Source organism: Borreliella mayonii, assembly GCF_001945665.1.
Classification (GTDB): Bacteria; Spirochaetota; Spirochaetia; order Borreliales; family Borreliaceae; genus Borreliella; species Borreliella mayonii.
The window spans coordinates 468,668-482,773 of sequence record NZ_CP015780.1 but is presented as its reverse complement, the minus strand read 5'-3'; the positions used below and the strand labels follow the sequence as shown (position 1 = coordinate 482,773).

The window sequence follows — 14,106 nt, the reverse complement described above, 5'->3', positions numbered from 1 at the left end:
TTAAAATCAAATATAATAATTACGGAGAGGGTGAGATTCGAACTCACGGTAGGCTTACACCTACAACGGTTTTCAAGACCGTAGCATTAAACCACTCTGCCACCTCTCCAGAGTTAAAACAAATTTTAATAAATAAAGTACACACTGTCAAGATTTAAATAATTACGGAGAGAATGGGATTCGAACCCATGGTCCCCTTTTAAAAGGACAACTTCTTAGCAGGAAGCCCCATTCGGCCACTCTGGCATCTCTCCTATAACATTAATACATATTATCTTAGAGATATTATTATTGTCAACCAAATAAATTATAAATATTAGTAATTTATTCTAAACTCTTTATAAGCTTCTATTAAATTTTGAAAATCCCTAATAGAAACGTTAATTTCAGGACAAATACATTCTTCATGCAAGACCTCTTGAACCATTTTTTCCTCATTGTTGCTAAATTTTAATTCAATGCACTCATCTTTAATTCTCCAAATATATGTATTTATTCTTATATTGTGATCAAAAACAAAAACAGGATCTCTCAAATTTAAAGAATTGTCAATAAAAAATAAATAATCTAAATACCAATTTGTTCTTAAAGATACTGCAAATTCTTCAAGCAGAGCTTCAATTAACATATCCTCACTAGACTCAAGTAATTTTAAAAATTTTGAATAAGGCTCTGGATTAAGCTCGCAAAGTTTTTTCATGTAAAAATAGGCATCCTCAAGATCACGATTTCTAAGAAAAAATAAGGTTGCATACAAATATATCAAGTCTAAGTTAGAATAATCATTAACCATTCTCTCAATAGCCTTTTTAGGAGAAAATTTTAAAAGTTCAACTGTTGCAATATGCATATTGTAAATTGTATAAATATTTGGAAAACTTAAAATGGCTTTAACATAAGATGTTGTAGCTTGCGTCATGTTGCCTATTTTATGAAAAATAGTTGCCCTATTGTGCCAAATATACTTAGAATAATGAGAGTCTGTTAAAAATTTCTCAGAAAGCTTAATTGCTCTGCTTATTTCCCCAATAGAATAGAAATAATACATTAAATAATTAACAACAAGAGCAAGGTTAGCATCAAAAAAAATTTTATCTACCTTTAAAAAGCTTACTGTTTGAAAGGGTTTACTGTTTTTTAAAATCCAAATATTAAGCTTAACCAGAGAATTGTTTTGATCCAAATCTCTAGCCTCAAAAAATAATTTTAAAGCCTCGTCCTTGTTGCCCAACATTTCAAATAAAACAGCGCTATTGTTTAAAGCTTGTACAAAATCAGATTTTTGCTCTTTAGCTTTTAAAAAACAACTTAAAGCAAGTTCATATTCTTTTAAATTGAAATAAAAAACACCTAAATTATAATTCTCAAAAGGACCTAGATCATCTTTATTTTTTTCAATTTTGCCATAATCTATAAGTTTAACTAAAAAATTATATTCACTCAAAACAACAGGATAAGTATTTAAAACATATAAAAGAGCTTTATAATCCTTTTTCTTGAAATAAATAAGTGCTTTAAGTGAAAGAGAATCAAAATTCTCATCAAAAACATCTAAATTGTCAAGAGAACTTTTAAAGTCACCATTTTTATAAAAATTTAAAGCTTTTTCAAAGCTAAAGTTATTCATATTTTTTAAAAATCTCCATAGGCCTTACAGAAATTTCTTTTGAAAAAGAAGTCTTATTAACACTTTTATCCAAATTGTAAGCAGCAATACTAATATAATAAAGCCTTCCGTCTTCAAGCCCTGTAATCTTAAAAGAAGTTTGATTTCCAACATCAATAGGAGAAGCTAAAACCCCGCTGGTTTTTCCATGATAATTACCAGAGGCAACCCCAATATAAATGTAATACCCTTCAACACTACTATTAACAACAGGAATCCATTCAATAAAAACTTCTCTAGAGCCTGGAATAACTTTTGTTATCACAGGTGGAAATGGAGCTGCTTCAGGAACGTAAGTGATTGACATGCTATAAAGAGAAGGGCTGCTTACAGAATCTCCACTAGGATAAAATTCAACTTTTATTTGAATATATTTTGATATCTTTGAATCTGGAAAATCTTTTTTAGGATCAAAATGAATCCATGCCCCAGTTAAATTTTTTTTAATATTCCCATGAATATCTGTATCATAAAATACCTTATTATCTAATCTATAATAATAAACAATCTCTGTATCCTTAGGAACATTAGAATCAACATCAAAGGATAATATTTGAGAATAATATTTAGAAAGCTTGATAGGCTCTGTAATAATGTATCCCATATTCTTTGAAAAAAAAGCATTGTTAACCTCTTCAAAGCTTTTATGTATTTCCAAATTCTCAACCGCACCAGTAAAATAAGTTCCCAAGGTAAAATCAATAAAATTGCCAATACTTAATAAATATCCTGATCCTTCCTTCCTGTCATCTGTTACATATTCTATTGCCTGAGGTTTAGAATCTATCAAATATTCAAGTATGCCATCCTTTTGTCTATATCTTAAAGTATGTAAATGCCATTTCTTTGGAATAAAATCATCATTACTTTTCATTCTAATTTTGATAGGATTTTTATTGTCTTTTAAAAATACATTGTTTAAAACCCAAACAAAATTTCCCTCATCACTTTCTAATCTAATAGACTGATCTACCCACGAATTATTAATCTTTTTATAACCATCCCAACTAAAAATAATTTCTCCTGTAACAGAAGTTGTTCTATATACCCAAAACTTAATAGTAAAATCAGAAACGGTATTGCCTGAAAAAAAGAAAGCTTTCTTTGTTAATGGCTTAAACTTAACAGGATTTTGATTTGAATAAAAAATTAAAGAGCCATTAGAAACATTACGAAATTCATTTGAAACTCTCAAACTTTTTGCACTAACTAAATAATTTGAAGATGTATCTTTTAATTTATTATCTCTTCCTATTTCTAAACGCAAATCAATATTATTCAAATCTAAAAAAGCTTTATATCTATCCAGATAAATACCAAGCAAACCCCTCATATCCCTTTCAAAAGTAACATTGCTAGAATCTTGAATAAATTTAAAATTTTTTTTCGAATCAAGTATCAACTTCAATTCTTGAGATAAAAGAATAGAAAAGCACAAAAAAGATAGCAAGAGCATTAAAATTAATCTCATTTTTGACCTTTTATTTGTTATTATTCATATTTTTAAATACCACAAAACATAAAACAAGCCGCCTTATGATATAATATTATATCATAAGATGATTTTTAAAATCTAAAAACTGCCTGATATTATGAAAGAGATCCTAACAAGTTTATTTGGAAAAGTAATAAAATTTCCAACCACAAGCGGTTGCTACAAAATGCTAAATGAAAATAAAAAAATACTCTATATTGGAAAAGCAAAAAATCTAAGATCAAGAGTAAAAAGTTATTTTTTAGAAAAAAATAGTCACAAAATCAAAATATTAATGAAAAATGTAAAATCAATAGAAATTATTACAACAAATAGCGAATACGAAGCATTACTTCTAGAGTGCAATCTAATCAAAACTCACAAACCTGATTACAATGTAAAATTAAAAGATGGAAAAGGTTATCCCATGGTCAGGATAACCCATGAAAAATATCCAAGAATTTTCAAAACTAGAAAAATAATTAATGACAAAAGCGAGTATTTTGGACCATTTACCAATGTAAAAAAATTAGACCAAGTATTAGATTTTATTAACAAAACATTTAAGATTAGAAAGTGTAAAAAAAAATCCAATGCTCCTTGCCTATATTACCATATGGGACAGTGCCTTGGAGTATGCTACAAAGAAAACCTTGAAAAAGAATATCAAAAAGAGCTAGATAAGGCAAAATCCATACTAAACGGAAATATATCCAAAATATTAAGCCAAATTGATATCAAATTAAAACTTGCCATACAAAAAGAAGATTTTGAAACTGCGATCAAATTAAAAGAAATTAAAAGTTCTTTAATAGAAATCAATCAAATTCAAATCGTTACAAAAACCAACAATTTAAACATAGACTATGTACATGTTCATCCGGGAGAAAATGTAAATACAATAATAGTATTAAAATACAGAAATGGGAAATTAGTTGAAAGAGATGCAAACTTTGATGAGAGTATATGTAAAGAAAATGAACTGATTTTACAATTTTTGATTCAATATTATACATCTATTAATATGATAGTGCCAGACAAAATTCATATTTTTCTCAAAGATATCGACACTAAAAATGCTGAAAAACTAATAAATGAAATTAAAAATACAAAAACAGAAATTATTTACAAAGAAACAGAAGAAATTTTAAAAATAATGGAAATGGCCATATCTAATGCTGAATTATCTTTAAGAGAATATGAAAATAAAAACAACAAAGCACTTGAGAGTTTGAAAATTTTTCTAGAAATGGACAAACTTCCCAAAATAATTGAAGGATTTGACATTGCTCATCTTAAAGGTCAAGAAACAGTAGCTTCTATGGTTACTTTTAAAATGGGAATACCTTTTAAAGAAAACTACAGGCTTTACAAACTAAAATCACTATTAAAGGGAGAAATTGATGACTTTAAGGCAATAAAAGAAGTAATCTCAAGAAGATATTCAGAAATAATCAATAACAACTTAGAACTACCGAATTTAATTTTAATTGACGGAGGCAAAGGACAATTAAATGCTGCTTTTTCTATCTTAAAGGGCTTAAAAATAGAAAATAAAGTTAAAGTCTGTTCGTTGGCAAAAAAACAAGAAACAATATTCTTAACAACTAACAAAAAAGGAATAAATCTGCCCCAAGGACATCCTGCTCTTAGGATACTACAAAATGTAAGAGACGAAGCACACAGAAGGGCCAACGGATTTAACAAAAAAAGAAGAGAAAAAATAAGCCCATTGTATACAAAAATACATGGAATTGGAGAAAAAACAGCCCAAAAAATATTAAAATCAATTGGAACCTATAAGGATATATTGCCTTTAAGTGAAAATGAAATTTCAGAAAAAATAAAAGTAAATATTCAACTTGCAAAAAGAATAAAAGAATTTGCAATGAAAGAAAACTCAATAAAAAATCATAATCAAGATAAATAAATTTTAAATTCAATTAAATTTTATATAACCTCTAAATTAACGATAAAATTACAGAATTTTAAACTAGATTATTATTTATTAACATTCTTTTAAAATAAAACACTATTTGAAATTCCAGGCGATAAAACCAAAAAAAGATCATTAATAAGCTTATTTCTAACCTGTATATTCAAAACATCTCCCAAAAGCTCTATTTTATAACCTTCAGAAGAACTCTTAACTACTCTAAAAAAATGAACAATCTCGGTGTAATCAAAATTATCTAACTCTTCAACAACTTTATTTATTAAATTGTTAAATATTTTTTTGCGCTCTTTTTTTTCTAAATTTTTAATATTTAAAGATCTTCCTTCAATTTTATTTAATTTGGCCAAAAATTTTTCTATCCCGTTTTGAAAGTTAATATTTTTAATAACAACTTCAAATTCAAAGCCCTTAGAAATATTTTTTCTACCTATTATCTCATATCTTAGATTATTAAAAAATAAAGGATAAAAAATGAAATCGTCCTTTGCTTGAGACTTTAACCCACGAATTTTTGCTCTCAGATCATCATCACTTGGAATATTCAAATATTTAAAAAATATTTCAGGACTGCTTTGAAAATTTTTAATAGAATTAAAAAACTCTATTAAAACAATTTCTGCCAATCTAGATTCAGATCTACAAGACAAAAAACAAAACAATCCAATCCAAATTAATTTTTGCTTCATACATTAAAAATTAAATTTTGATTCTGAAGAACAATGCATTAAAAAATTATTATTAAGCTTTAAAATTGAAAATATTAAAAAATATGATAAATTTTGATGAATATTTTTAGAATAAATTCTCAAATATAAATCAAACTTATATAAAATTTTCAAAACAATTTTAATTTCTGAAATTGAATAATTTTTAATCCCTACTCTATAAATTTTATTCAATGAAAAAAAGATTTTATTTTTATTTAATGCGCTCTGCAAGCTCCCACATACATTATAATCTATTTGCACCTTTAATAATCTTTTAAATTGCCAAATAAGACTCATCAAAACATTAATCAAATCTTCTCCCTGATCCAAAATAGACTTAATCTTGATCAAAGAATGGGTCATATCTTTTCTCAAAATTGAATTAAATAAGGAAAAAGTGTTTTCAAAGCGAATAAAACTAATCCAAGAAGTTATATCTTCTTCATCAATGGTATTATTCTTGGCAAAAAGCGCAAAAGAATCTATATAAAATTTCAAAATTTTAGTATCTGAATTTAACATTAAAAGCATTAAATTTATTGCAGAATCTGTAATTTTAATATTAAGATTTAAAAAATTTCTTCTCACAAATGTAAATTTATCATCATCAGAAATCTCATAAAAAACTTTTTTTATAAATTTAAGCTTATTTTTAAAATCAATGTTACATGTATTGCTATTAGAAACAAAAATAACAGTTTTATTATTAGATTTTAAAATTGAATTACATACTAGTTCTAAATCTTTTCCTACTTTTAAAAGTTCAGATTCATAAACAATAAAAATTTCTTTTTTTGAAAAAAAAGAATTAGAAAACAGTTTCTCAGCAAATTCCACAGCTGAGAGTTCTGACAAAAAAATTTTAGTAACTAAAACTTCCGATTTAAAAGCATCCATTTTAATTAAAAGCTCTTTTAAATAAGCTTCTTTTAAACCTTGCTCATTACCCAACAATAAATAAACCACTTGCATCAAAGTAAATTATAATCCAAGTGCCAAATATATTATACTTAAGCTAGGAGGAGAATATGAAAGTTGCAATATTTACAGATACATATATTCCAGAAAAAAATGGAGTGGCAACATCAATAAAACAAATTAAAGAGGGATTTGAAAAAAATGGCTATGAAGTTTACATATTTTGTCCAAAATCCAAAACAGCTTTAAACGAAAAAAATGTTTACAGATGCTTATCTATTCAAATAAATAAAAAACTTGACGCTGTAATAGCTTTTCCCAACAAAAGAAAAATATATAAAATAATACAAAGCTATAAACCAGACATCATTCATACTCACTCCGAGTTTTCTATGGGAAAAATTGGAAAACAAATTGCATTAAAACAAAACATACCAATAGTTCACACAAGTCATACAATGTGGGATTATTATTTGCATTACTTGGGAATTTTTAAATATTTTATTAAACCCGATAAAATGATGCGAAAACATTATAACAAAATAAAATATTTTATTTACCCATCAAGCAAAGCAAAAGAAAGATATTTTCAACTTTCAAATAATTCTAAATATAAAATAATTCCAAATGGAGTTGATAGAAAGCTTTTCATAAAAATTCTAAGCAAAGAAAAAAAAGATGAAATTTTGAAAAAACACAATATAAAGAAAACAGACAAAATAATCATCTTTGTTGGCAGAATAAATAAAGAAAAAAACATAAATTCATTAGTAATACACTTGAAAGACCTTTTAATGCAAAACAAAAATTATAAGCTTATCATCATTGGCAAAGGAAGTGAAGAAAAGGAAATAAAAAATTTTAGCATTAAACATGGGCTTGAAAAACAAATATTGTTAATAGGAACAATTCCGTGGGAAGAAATATGCTATTACTACAAAATTTCCGATATTTTTGCTAGTCTATCAAAAAGTGAAGTATATCCAATGACAGTAATAGAAGCATTAACTGCTGGAATACCCGCTATTTTAATAAATGATTATATATATAAAGACGTAATAAAAGAGGGAGTAAACGGATTTTTAATAAAAAAGTACGAAAACTTATCTCAATGCATAGAAAAAGTAATAAAAGATGATAAAATACTAAAAACATTTAAACAAAATGCAAAAAAATACTCTACTAAATTTTCCAGTCATTTTTTCACAAAAAAAATTGAAAACTATTACTCAGAAATTATTGCAGAAAAAAATCATTAATATAGCTTATCAAAAGGTGCAAAACAAATTGGAAACTTGATTTTCATATCCAATAAAACATTTTTAATAGACTCACCAATAAAATATTTAAAATCCCAAAAAACCTCTGTATTAACAAAAAATCTAACCTGCAAAACTATATAATAGGGAGTATATTTTTTAACAATAAGAGTAGGAGAACAAATCTCAACATTAAATTTCTTATTATTGAAAATCATTAAATCTTCTATTTTATCTTTTAATAAACCAATATTCGTATCATAGGGAACTTGAAACGAAAACACAACCCTTCTTCTAGAATTTGCCGAAAAATTAACAACAAAATTAGATGTAAGCTTGCTGTTTGGGATTTTAATAATTTCTTCGTCAAATGTTTTAAGTGTGGTAAAAAAAATTTGAATATCCTCAACCAAACCTTCAACATCTCCGCATTTAATATGATCTCCACACTTAAAAAATTTAGAATTCAAAACAATAAATCCACTAACAAAATTAGATAAAATGCCCTGAGCAGCAAGTCCAATGGCAAGCCCTAATGATCCAAATACAGCAATAATAGATGTTGTAGGCACCCCAAGATATGGCAATATTATTAAAACAATAACAAAGTCTGTTAATATTTTGAAAAAAGATTTTAAAAAGTTAAAAACTGTAGCCTCCAACTTCTCCTCTAATCTAGACTTTTCTAAAGTCTTAAATAAAATTTTTCCCATTTTATTAACTATTAACTTTAAAAAATACCATAGTGCTATAGCAATCGAAACTTTTAAACCATAACCTACCACACCCTCAATAATATAATTAAAATAATCTTGAAATATAAAAAGCTCCTTAAACAAATTAAACTTTCCTTCTAAGCTTCGCATAAATTAATTGAATTATAGCACAAAAAGCAAACAAACCTTTCTAATATAAACCCGAATAAAAACAATAATTCAATGTTTTAAAGCCACAATAAAGCATATCTTCATCACCGCTGCTCAACAACAAAATGAACATTACAACAATATTTGTGATAAAATTAGTATTCAAAGGTTTTTACTAAATTTGACAAAACAAATGCATAAAAAGAAGCAAAAAAAAATATATGAAATTCTGGACCTGTTTTTACTTGTCTTTAAAACAACAACATTTACAATTGGTGGAGGATTAATAATTATATCTGAGCTTAAAAAAATATTTGTTAAAAAAAGAAAAATAATATCTGAGGACGATTTTAATAAAATACTAGCAACATCAAATGTTATTCCTGGAGTTACAGCGATTAATTTTGTATTCCTAGTAGGAAGAAAACTTGGGGGTTTCCCATGCGCACTTTTGCTAACTGTTGCTGGAATTTTACCTTCCATTATTGCAATAATAATGGTTTTCTTTTACTTAAAATTAGTACCGAATAACATACATGTTGAAAAATTTCTCGAAGGTGCAAAAATATCTTCAATTATCATAATGATAACCGTTGTTTTAAAATTTTCAAAAAAAATGTTGAATAATTCTGTAATAAAATGGACAATATGTTTTCTTATAATTTTTGCAATCTTTAAATTAAAAATAAGAATATCATACATATTGTTAATTTTCTTTTTGGTATACACATTTAAATATATAACAATAAAAAAAATATTAACTAAACAGGAAAAGGATATCGGTTGATTTTAATAAATTTATTCATTACATTTTTAAAAATCGGATTATTAAATTTCGGAGGTGGCAATGGAATTGCAGCAATAATAAACAACGAAATAATTAATAATAAACATTGGATAACAAAAGAAGAATTTGTTAATATGATTACAATATCAAGAATAACCCCTGGGCCTATTGCAACAAACATAGCAACATACGTTGGAATGAAAACTGCAGGAATTGCAGGAGCAATAATTGCTACAGCGGCATTAATAACAGCTCCAATAATAATAATGATTATAATCCTCCTAATACTACACAAAATCGGCTTTTTAAATTATTGCCTAGAGAATCTAAAACCTATTATTGTTGCACTGTGGATAATTACAATAATCATTTTGCTCGAAAACACATATTTAAAGATAGAAAACAACAAAACAGAACTTTTGAGAACCTTGACTATTGTGGGAATTAATTTTTTTATTTTATTTTTTTACAATAAAATAAGCCCAGCATTAGTAATTATACTTAGCGGATTTTTTTATACATTAATGTAAATATGATTAAACAAAAATTAAAATTATCCCAAAATTTAAACTCAATTCAAATACAAACAATAAAAATATTGAGTCTTAATCAAAAAGAATTAACAAAGCTTGTACTAGAAGAAAGCGAAAATAACGAATGCCTAGAAATAGACTCAAATAAAATATTTTTTGAAACATTGAAAACATATAGGTTTAAAAAAATTTTTTATAAAGAATGTGATATTATAAAAAATCAACACGACATAGCTCTTGAAAAAACACAAACAAATACTTCTTTAAAAGAGCATCTTTTGCTACAACTAAGAATTCAAAGAATAAATGAAGATGAACTTAAAATAGGCGAAATACTAATAAACAATCTAAACAGCAAGGGTTTTCATATAATAAACCCTTACGATCTTTTCAAAAAGGAAGAAAAAGAAAAAGTAAAAAAAATAATTGAACTTATTCAAAAATTTGATCCAATTGGAATTTGTGTTCCCAACATAATAGAATCGTTAATTTTACAAGCAAAACATCATAAATTAGAAGCTAATATTATTAAAATTCTTGAAAAAGCAGAGCTTCTTGAAAAAACTCAAGAAAAGTTAAAAGAAGAGCTCAAAATAAGAAGCAAAGAATTTAACACAGCTTTAGAAATTATTAGACAAAAACTTAACCCCAATCCAACACTCGAATTTAAAGATCCAGACGACACCAATTTCTATGTCGATCCAGATATATTAATAATAAATCACAATAACAAATTTAAAATTAAAATCAAAGAAGTTAACATATTTAAAAAAGAACTTAAAAGAACAATTAAAAATCCCCAAAAACAAAAAAAAGCAAAATGGTTAATCGAATCCCTACGATATAGAGATGAAATACTTGCAAAAATAGGAATAGCTATATATACATTGCAAAAAGAATTTCTAAGAAGAGGTTTTAAAAGCTTAAGGCCAATGAACTTGGGCATTTTATCAGAAAAAATTGGTGTATCAAAATCAACAATATCAAGAGCAATAAAAAATAAATACTTAAAATGCGAATGGGGTACAATATTAATCAAAGAGCTCTTTAGCTCTGTTGGTGGAGCAAAAACAAATGAATTTTCAAAATTAAGCATTAAAATAACAGTAAAAAAGTTATTAGAAACAAATAAAAAGATGTCAGATAAAGCAATTTCTGCTATACTGAAATCCAAGGGAATCTCTATTTCTAGAAGAACAGTTAATAAGTATAGAAATGAATTAAAATCTGAGAAAGGGAAAACATATTATGGAACCTAAAATTCAAACGGTTAATTATAAATTAAATGAGAATGAAAAAATTTTTATTCTTAAAAAGTTAGAAAAATTTGACACTCATATCAAAAAACATATTGATAATTTAAAAATTACAATTAAAAAAGAACATGAGCTTTTTGAATTGGACGCACATATTCACTTTAATTGGGGGAAAATAATACATATAAGAGAAGATGGAAAAATACTTCTCAATCTTATTGATAGCGCAATAGCAAGACTTTATAAAACAGCAACTAAAGAGAAAGAGAAAAAAAACAACAAATAAGATAAGTAAAAAATGCAAGAAGTAGAAATTGAAATAATAAATAAAGATGGAATACATTCAAGGTCAGCAAACATCATTGCTGAATTCGCAAATAAACACTCTTCGTGCGATATAAAAATAACAACAAAAGATGGCAGAAAAGCTGACGCAAAGTCTACAATCGGAATTATCATATTGGGAATAATATACAAAGAAAAAGTAAAAATAACAGTAATAGGGAAAAAAGAAAAACTGGCAATTAAAAATTTGTTAAATTCACTAAAATGTAATTTTCAAAAGAGCTTGAAAAATGAACAAAAAATTTTTTTACATAACAATATTGATACACTTGCCTAATCTTCTATTTTCATACTCAACAAAATACGACATTGAGGTAAAAATGTCGGCTTTCGTAATGAGTCTGGCAATCATTGTAATTTCATCTATTTCAATAGGCAATCTAGTGACTAAAATAGGAATTCCAAAAGTAATAGGGCAAATAACAGCGGGAATAATTCTAAGCCCTAATGCCTTTGGAAAAATTCAAATACCTTTATTATTCCCATTAGGAATAACTCAAATTGGAGAAAATTATTTAATAAATGAAAAAATATTTGCAATCTCTACCATAGCTTCAATAATATTGCTTTTCACAGCAGGACTTGAAACTGACTTAAAATTGTTTATCAAATTTTTACCACGCGGAGGAATTATTGGAATAACAGAGGTTGTTGGAACCTTCACAAGTTTTGTACTAATGGCAAGCATAATTTTTAATGTTCCTCTAATAAGTCCAACTTCACTTTTTATTGGAATAATTGGAACCCCAACATCAGCAGGAATCGCAGCAAGCATACTCTCAGCAAAGAAAAAAATGAGCACCTCAGAAGGAGTAACAATAATCTCAACTTCAATTATTGATGATGTGCTTTCAATGCTTATGCTTACAAGTGTAATAACTATATCAAGATCTATATCAGATCTTGATATAGCAAGCTCAATAAAAGCCATAATTCAAAACATAGTAATTTGGCTATGCTTAACTTTCTCTTTAATATATATGTCAGAAACACTCTCAAGACTTTTGAAAAAATTAAACAGTGTCACCTTAGCAACCGTAATAACACTCTCTATAACCCTTACTATTGCAAGCATTTTCCAAAATCTAGGAATGTCTTTCGTTGTTGGAGCCTATGTATTTGGACTTGCCATGTCAAAAACAGATATTGTATACGTAATTCAAGATAAACTAACAATCTTTGAAAGATTTTTTATTCCGATCTTTTTTACATCAATCGGACTTATGTCAGATATTAATGAAATAATTTCAAAAGAAGTTCTTATTTTAGGATTGGCAATTAGCACAATAGCAATAATTACTAAAAGTATATTTTGCTTTATTCCAGCACTCTTTTTGGGATTTAATAAACTTGGGGCCTTAAAAATTGCAACAGGAATGGTTCCAAGAGGAGAAGTTTCGCTTATTATGGCAAATGTAGCATTATCTTCAGGATTTATTAGCCAAAAAATATTTGGAATCATAATAATAATGGTATTTTTGCCAACAATCGTTGCAACACCCATAATAAACTTTTTATTTAAAATAAATAAAAGCGGACTCAAAAAAGAACTACCAACAGATCAAAATACAAACATATGCGTATCATTTGAATATGATAATTTAGCCAAAATTCTTATATGGGACTTGAAAAATGAGTTAAGAAAAGAAGGATTTTTCACCCAACAAATTAAAAATGATTCTTCACAATATATTAATGCAAGAAAAAACAATATATCTTTCTCAATAAAGCGAGAAGGTAGTAAAATCACATTCGAATGCCCAAATAATCACTTAATTATAATGCAAGATCTTTTTAGAGAAACAATCTTAAATCTAGAAAAAATAACCAAAGAAGTTGAAACTGTCTCTTTAAAAGCAAAAAAACTGGATTACTCAATAAATTATGATAAAATCCTTAGCAATATCAACCTAAATAAAAGAATAAAAAAGGAAAACATTATTCTAGAATTAAAATCAAGCAATAAGGCTGATGTAATAAGAGAGCTTCTAAGCGTAATAAACATTGAAATTGATAAAGAAAGAATATTCCAAGATTTAATGGAAAGAGAAAAATTAATTACTACTGCACTAAAAGAGGGTTTTGCCATTCCTCATTTAAAAACAAATTTAATATCAAAAATACATATTGCAATAGGAATAAGCCATGAAGGAATTGACTTTAATGCTCTTGACAAAAACTTAAGTCATGTTTTTATATTAATACTGTGTCCAGCAAAAGATTACGTTAGCTATCCTAGAATTTTAGCATCTGTTGTGGGCAAAGTTGATCTGTATAAAAAAGAAATTTTAAATGCAAAAACAGATAAAGAAATTTATAATATAATAGTGAGCTAAAT

General features: G+C 26.5%; 13 protein-coding genes and 2 tRNA genes. 8 read left to right on the top strand and 7 right to left on the bottom strand.

All coding sequences use genetic code 11. From position 1 onward, the window contains the following. Nucleotides 1-22: 22 nt before the first annotated feature. The 4 genes from Bmayo_RS02305 to Bmayo_RS02290 form a co-directional block, all read right to left on the bottom strand. Nucleotides 23-109, bottom strand: a tRNA-Ser gene (locus tag Bmayo_RS02305). Nucleotides 110-165: 56 nt separating this feature from the next. Next, nucleotides 166-254 (bottom strand) — tRNA-Ser (locus Bmayo_RS02300). A gap of 62 nt (nt 255-316) precedes the next feature. Next, nucleotides 317-1,627 carry a tetratricopeptide repeat protein gene (locus Bmayo_RS02295; RefSeq protein WP_075552138.1) on the bottom strand — a complete coding sequence of 437 codons (1,311 nt, stop codon included), beginning with the start codon at nt 1,625-1,627 and terminating at the stop codon, nt 317-319. Next, the gene (locus Bmayo_RS02290) at nt 1,620-3,137 is read right to left on the bottom strand and encodes a fibronectin type III domain-containing protein (RefSeq protein ID WP_075552137.1); all 1,518 of its coding nucleotides are present in this window, start codon (nt 3,135-3,137) and stop codon (nt 1,620-1,622) included. The genes Bmayo_RS02295 and Bmayo_RS02290 overlap by 8 nt, the downstream gene beginning before the upstream one ends. Nucleotides 3,138-3,258: 121 nt before the next feature. On the opposite strand from Bmayo_RS02290, the gene uvrC reads away from it, so the two are divergent. Continuing rightward, on the top strand, nt 3,259-5,070 hold the full coding sequence (gene uvrC, locus Bmayo_RS02285) for an excinuclease ABC subunit UvrC (protein WP_075552136.1): 1,812 nt from the start codon (nt 3,259-3,261) through the stop codon (nt 5,068-5,070). A gap of 89 nt (nt 5,071-5,159) precedes the next feature. Here the strand turns inward: uvrC and Bmayo_RS02280 are convergent, their stop codons facing one another. Continuing rightward, the gene (locus tag Bmayo_RS02280) at nt 5,160-5,783 is read right to left on the bottom strand and encodes a hypothetical protein (RefSeq protein ID WP_075552135.1); all 624 of its coding nucleotides are present in this window, start codon (nt 5,781-5,783) and stop codon (nt 5,160-5,162) included. Nucleotides 5,784-5,786: 3 nt separating this feature from the next. Further along, the gene (gene holA, locus Bmayo_RS02275) at nt 5,787-6,776 is read right to left on the bottom strand and encodes a DNA polymerase III subunit delta (RefSeq protein ID WP_075552134.1); all 990 of its coding nucleotides are present in this window, start codon (nt 6,774-6,776) and stop codon (nt 5,787-5,789) included. A gap of 56 nt (nt 6,777-6,832) precedes the next feature. Between holA and Bmayo_RS02270 the strand changes: the two genes are divergently transcribed. Beyond that, nucleotides 6,833-7,981 carry a glycosyltransferase family 4 protein gene (locus Bmayo_RS02270; RefSeq protein WP_075552133.1) on the top strand — a complete coding sequence of 383 codons (1,149 nt, stop codon included), beginning with the start codon at nt 6,833-6,835 and terminating at the stop codon, nt 7,979-7,981. On the opposite strand, the gene Bmayo_RS02265 is transcribed toward Bmayo_RS02270, so the two are convergent. Further along, entirely contained in the window at nt 7,978-8,820 is an 843-nt protein-coding gene (locus Bmayo_RS02265; protein ID WP_075552132.1) for a mechanosensitive ion channel family protein, read from the bottom strand. The two genes, Bmayo_RS02270 and Bmayo_RS02265, sit on opposite strands and share 4 nt — an antisense overlap. 208 nt (nt 8,821-9,028) lie before the next feature. Here Bmayo_RS02265 and Bmayo_RS02260 point away from each other — a divergent pair, with 208 nt between their 5' ends. The 6 genes from Bmayo_RS02260 to Bmayo_RS02235 are packed head-to-tail and all read left to right on the top strand — an operon-like array spanning nt 9,029 to nt 14,104. Continuing rightward, nucleotides 9,029-9,634, top strand: coding sequence for a chromate transporter (locus Bmayo_RS02260; RefSeq protein WP_075552131.1), 606 nt, complete (start codon nt 9,029-9,031; stop codon nt 9,632-9,634). Then, nucleotides 9,631-10,164: a chromate transporter gene (locus Bmayo_RS02255; RefSeq protein WP_075552130.1), complete on the top strand. Its 534-nt coding sequence runs from the start codon at nt 9,631-9,633 to the stop codon at nt 10,162-10,164. The genes Bmayo_RS02260 and Bmayo_RS02255 overlap by 4 nt, the downstream gene beginning before the upstream one ends. Before the next feature lie 2 nt (nt 10,165-10,166). Further along, on the top strand, nt 10,167-11,426 hold the full coding sequence (rpoN, locus tag Bmayo_RS02250; protein WP_075552129.1) for an RNA polymerase factor sigma-54: 1,260 nt from the start codon (nt 10,167-10,169) through the stop codon (nt 11,424-11,426). Then, on the top strand, nt 11,416-11,709 hold the full coding sequence (locus Bmayo_RS02245) for an HPF/RaiA family ribosome-associated protein (protein WP_075552128.1): 294 nt from the start codon (nt 11,416-11,418) through the stop codon (nt 11,707-11,709). Before rpoN ends, Bmayo_RS02245 begins: the two co-directional genes overlap by 11 nt. A 12-nt stretch (nt 11,710-11,721) precedes the next feature. Beyond that, complete coding sequence (locus tag Bmayo_RS02240) at nt 11,722-12,045, top strand: HPr family phosphocarrier protein (protein WP_075552127.1); 324 nt, start codon at nt 11,722-11,724, stop codon at nt 12,043-12,045. Beyond that, on the top strand, nt 11,999-14,104 hold the full coding sequence (locus Bmayo_RS02235) for a cation:proton antiporter domain-containing protein (RefSeq protein ID WP_075552126.1): 2,106 nt from the start codon (nt 11,999-12,001) through the stop codon (nt 14,102-14,104). The genes Bmayo_RS02240 and Bmayo_RS02235 overlap by 47 nt, the downstream gene beginning before the upstream one ends. The last annotated feature ends 2 nt before the right edge of the window (nt 14,105-14,106 follow it).

What these genes read in the sequence shown, in the direction of transcription:
- Bmayo_RS02245 (WP_075552128.1), top strand. Translation starts at nt 11,416, where the DNA reads ATGGAACCTAAAATTCAAACGGTTAATTATAAATTAAATGAGAATGAA.
- holA (WP_075552134.1), bottom strand. Translation starts at nt 6,776, where the DNA reads ATGCAAGTGGTTTATTTATTGTTGGGTAATGAGCAAGGTTTAAAAGAA.
- Bmayo_RS02290 (WP_075552137.1), bottom strand. Translation starts at nt 3,137, where the DNA reads ATGAGATTAATTTTAATGCTCTTGCTATCTTTTTTGTGCTTTTCTATT.
- Bmayo_RS02235 (WP_075552126.1), top strand. Translation starts at nt 11,999, where the DNA reads ATGAACAAAAAATTTTTTTACATAACAATATTGATACACTTGCCTAAT.
- Bmayo_RS02270 (WP_075552133.1), top strand. Translation starts at nt 6,833, where the DNA reads ATGAAAGTTGCAATATTTACAGATACATATATTCCAGAAAAAAATGGA.
- uvrC (WP_075552136.1), top strand. Translation starts at nt 3,259, where the DNA reads ATGAAAGAGATCCTAACAAGTTTATTTGGAAAAGTAATAAAATTTCCA.
- Bmayo_RS02280 (WP_075552135.1), bottom strand. Translation starts at nt 5,783, where the DNA reads ATGAAGCAAAAATTAATTTGGATTGGATTGTTTTGTTTTTTGTCTTGT.
- Bmayo_RS02295 (WP_075552138.1), bottom strand. Translation starts at nt 1,627, where the DNA reads ATGAATAACTTTAGCTTTGAAAAAGCTTTAAATTTTTATAAAAATGGT.
- rpoN (WP_075552129.1), top strand. Translation starts at nt 10,167, where the DNA reads ATGATTAAACAAAAATTAAAATTATCCCAAAATTTAAACTCAATTCAA.
- Bmayo_RS02240 (WP_075552127.1), top strand. Translation starts at nt 11,722, where the DNA reads ATGCAAGAAGTAGAAATTGAAATAATAAATAAAGATGGAATACATTCA.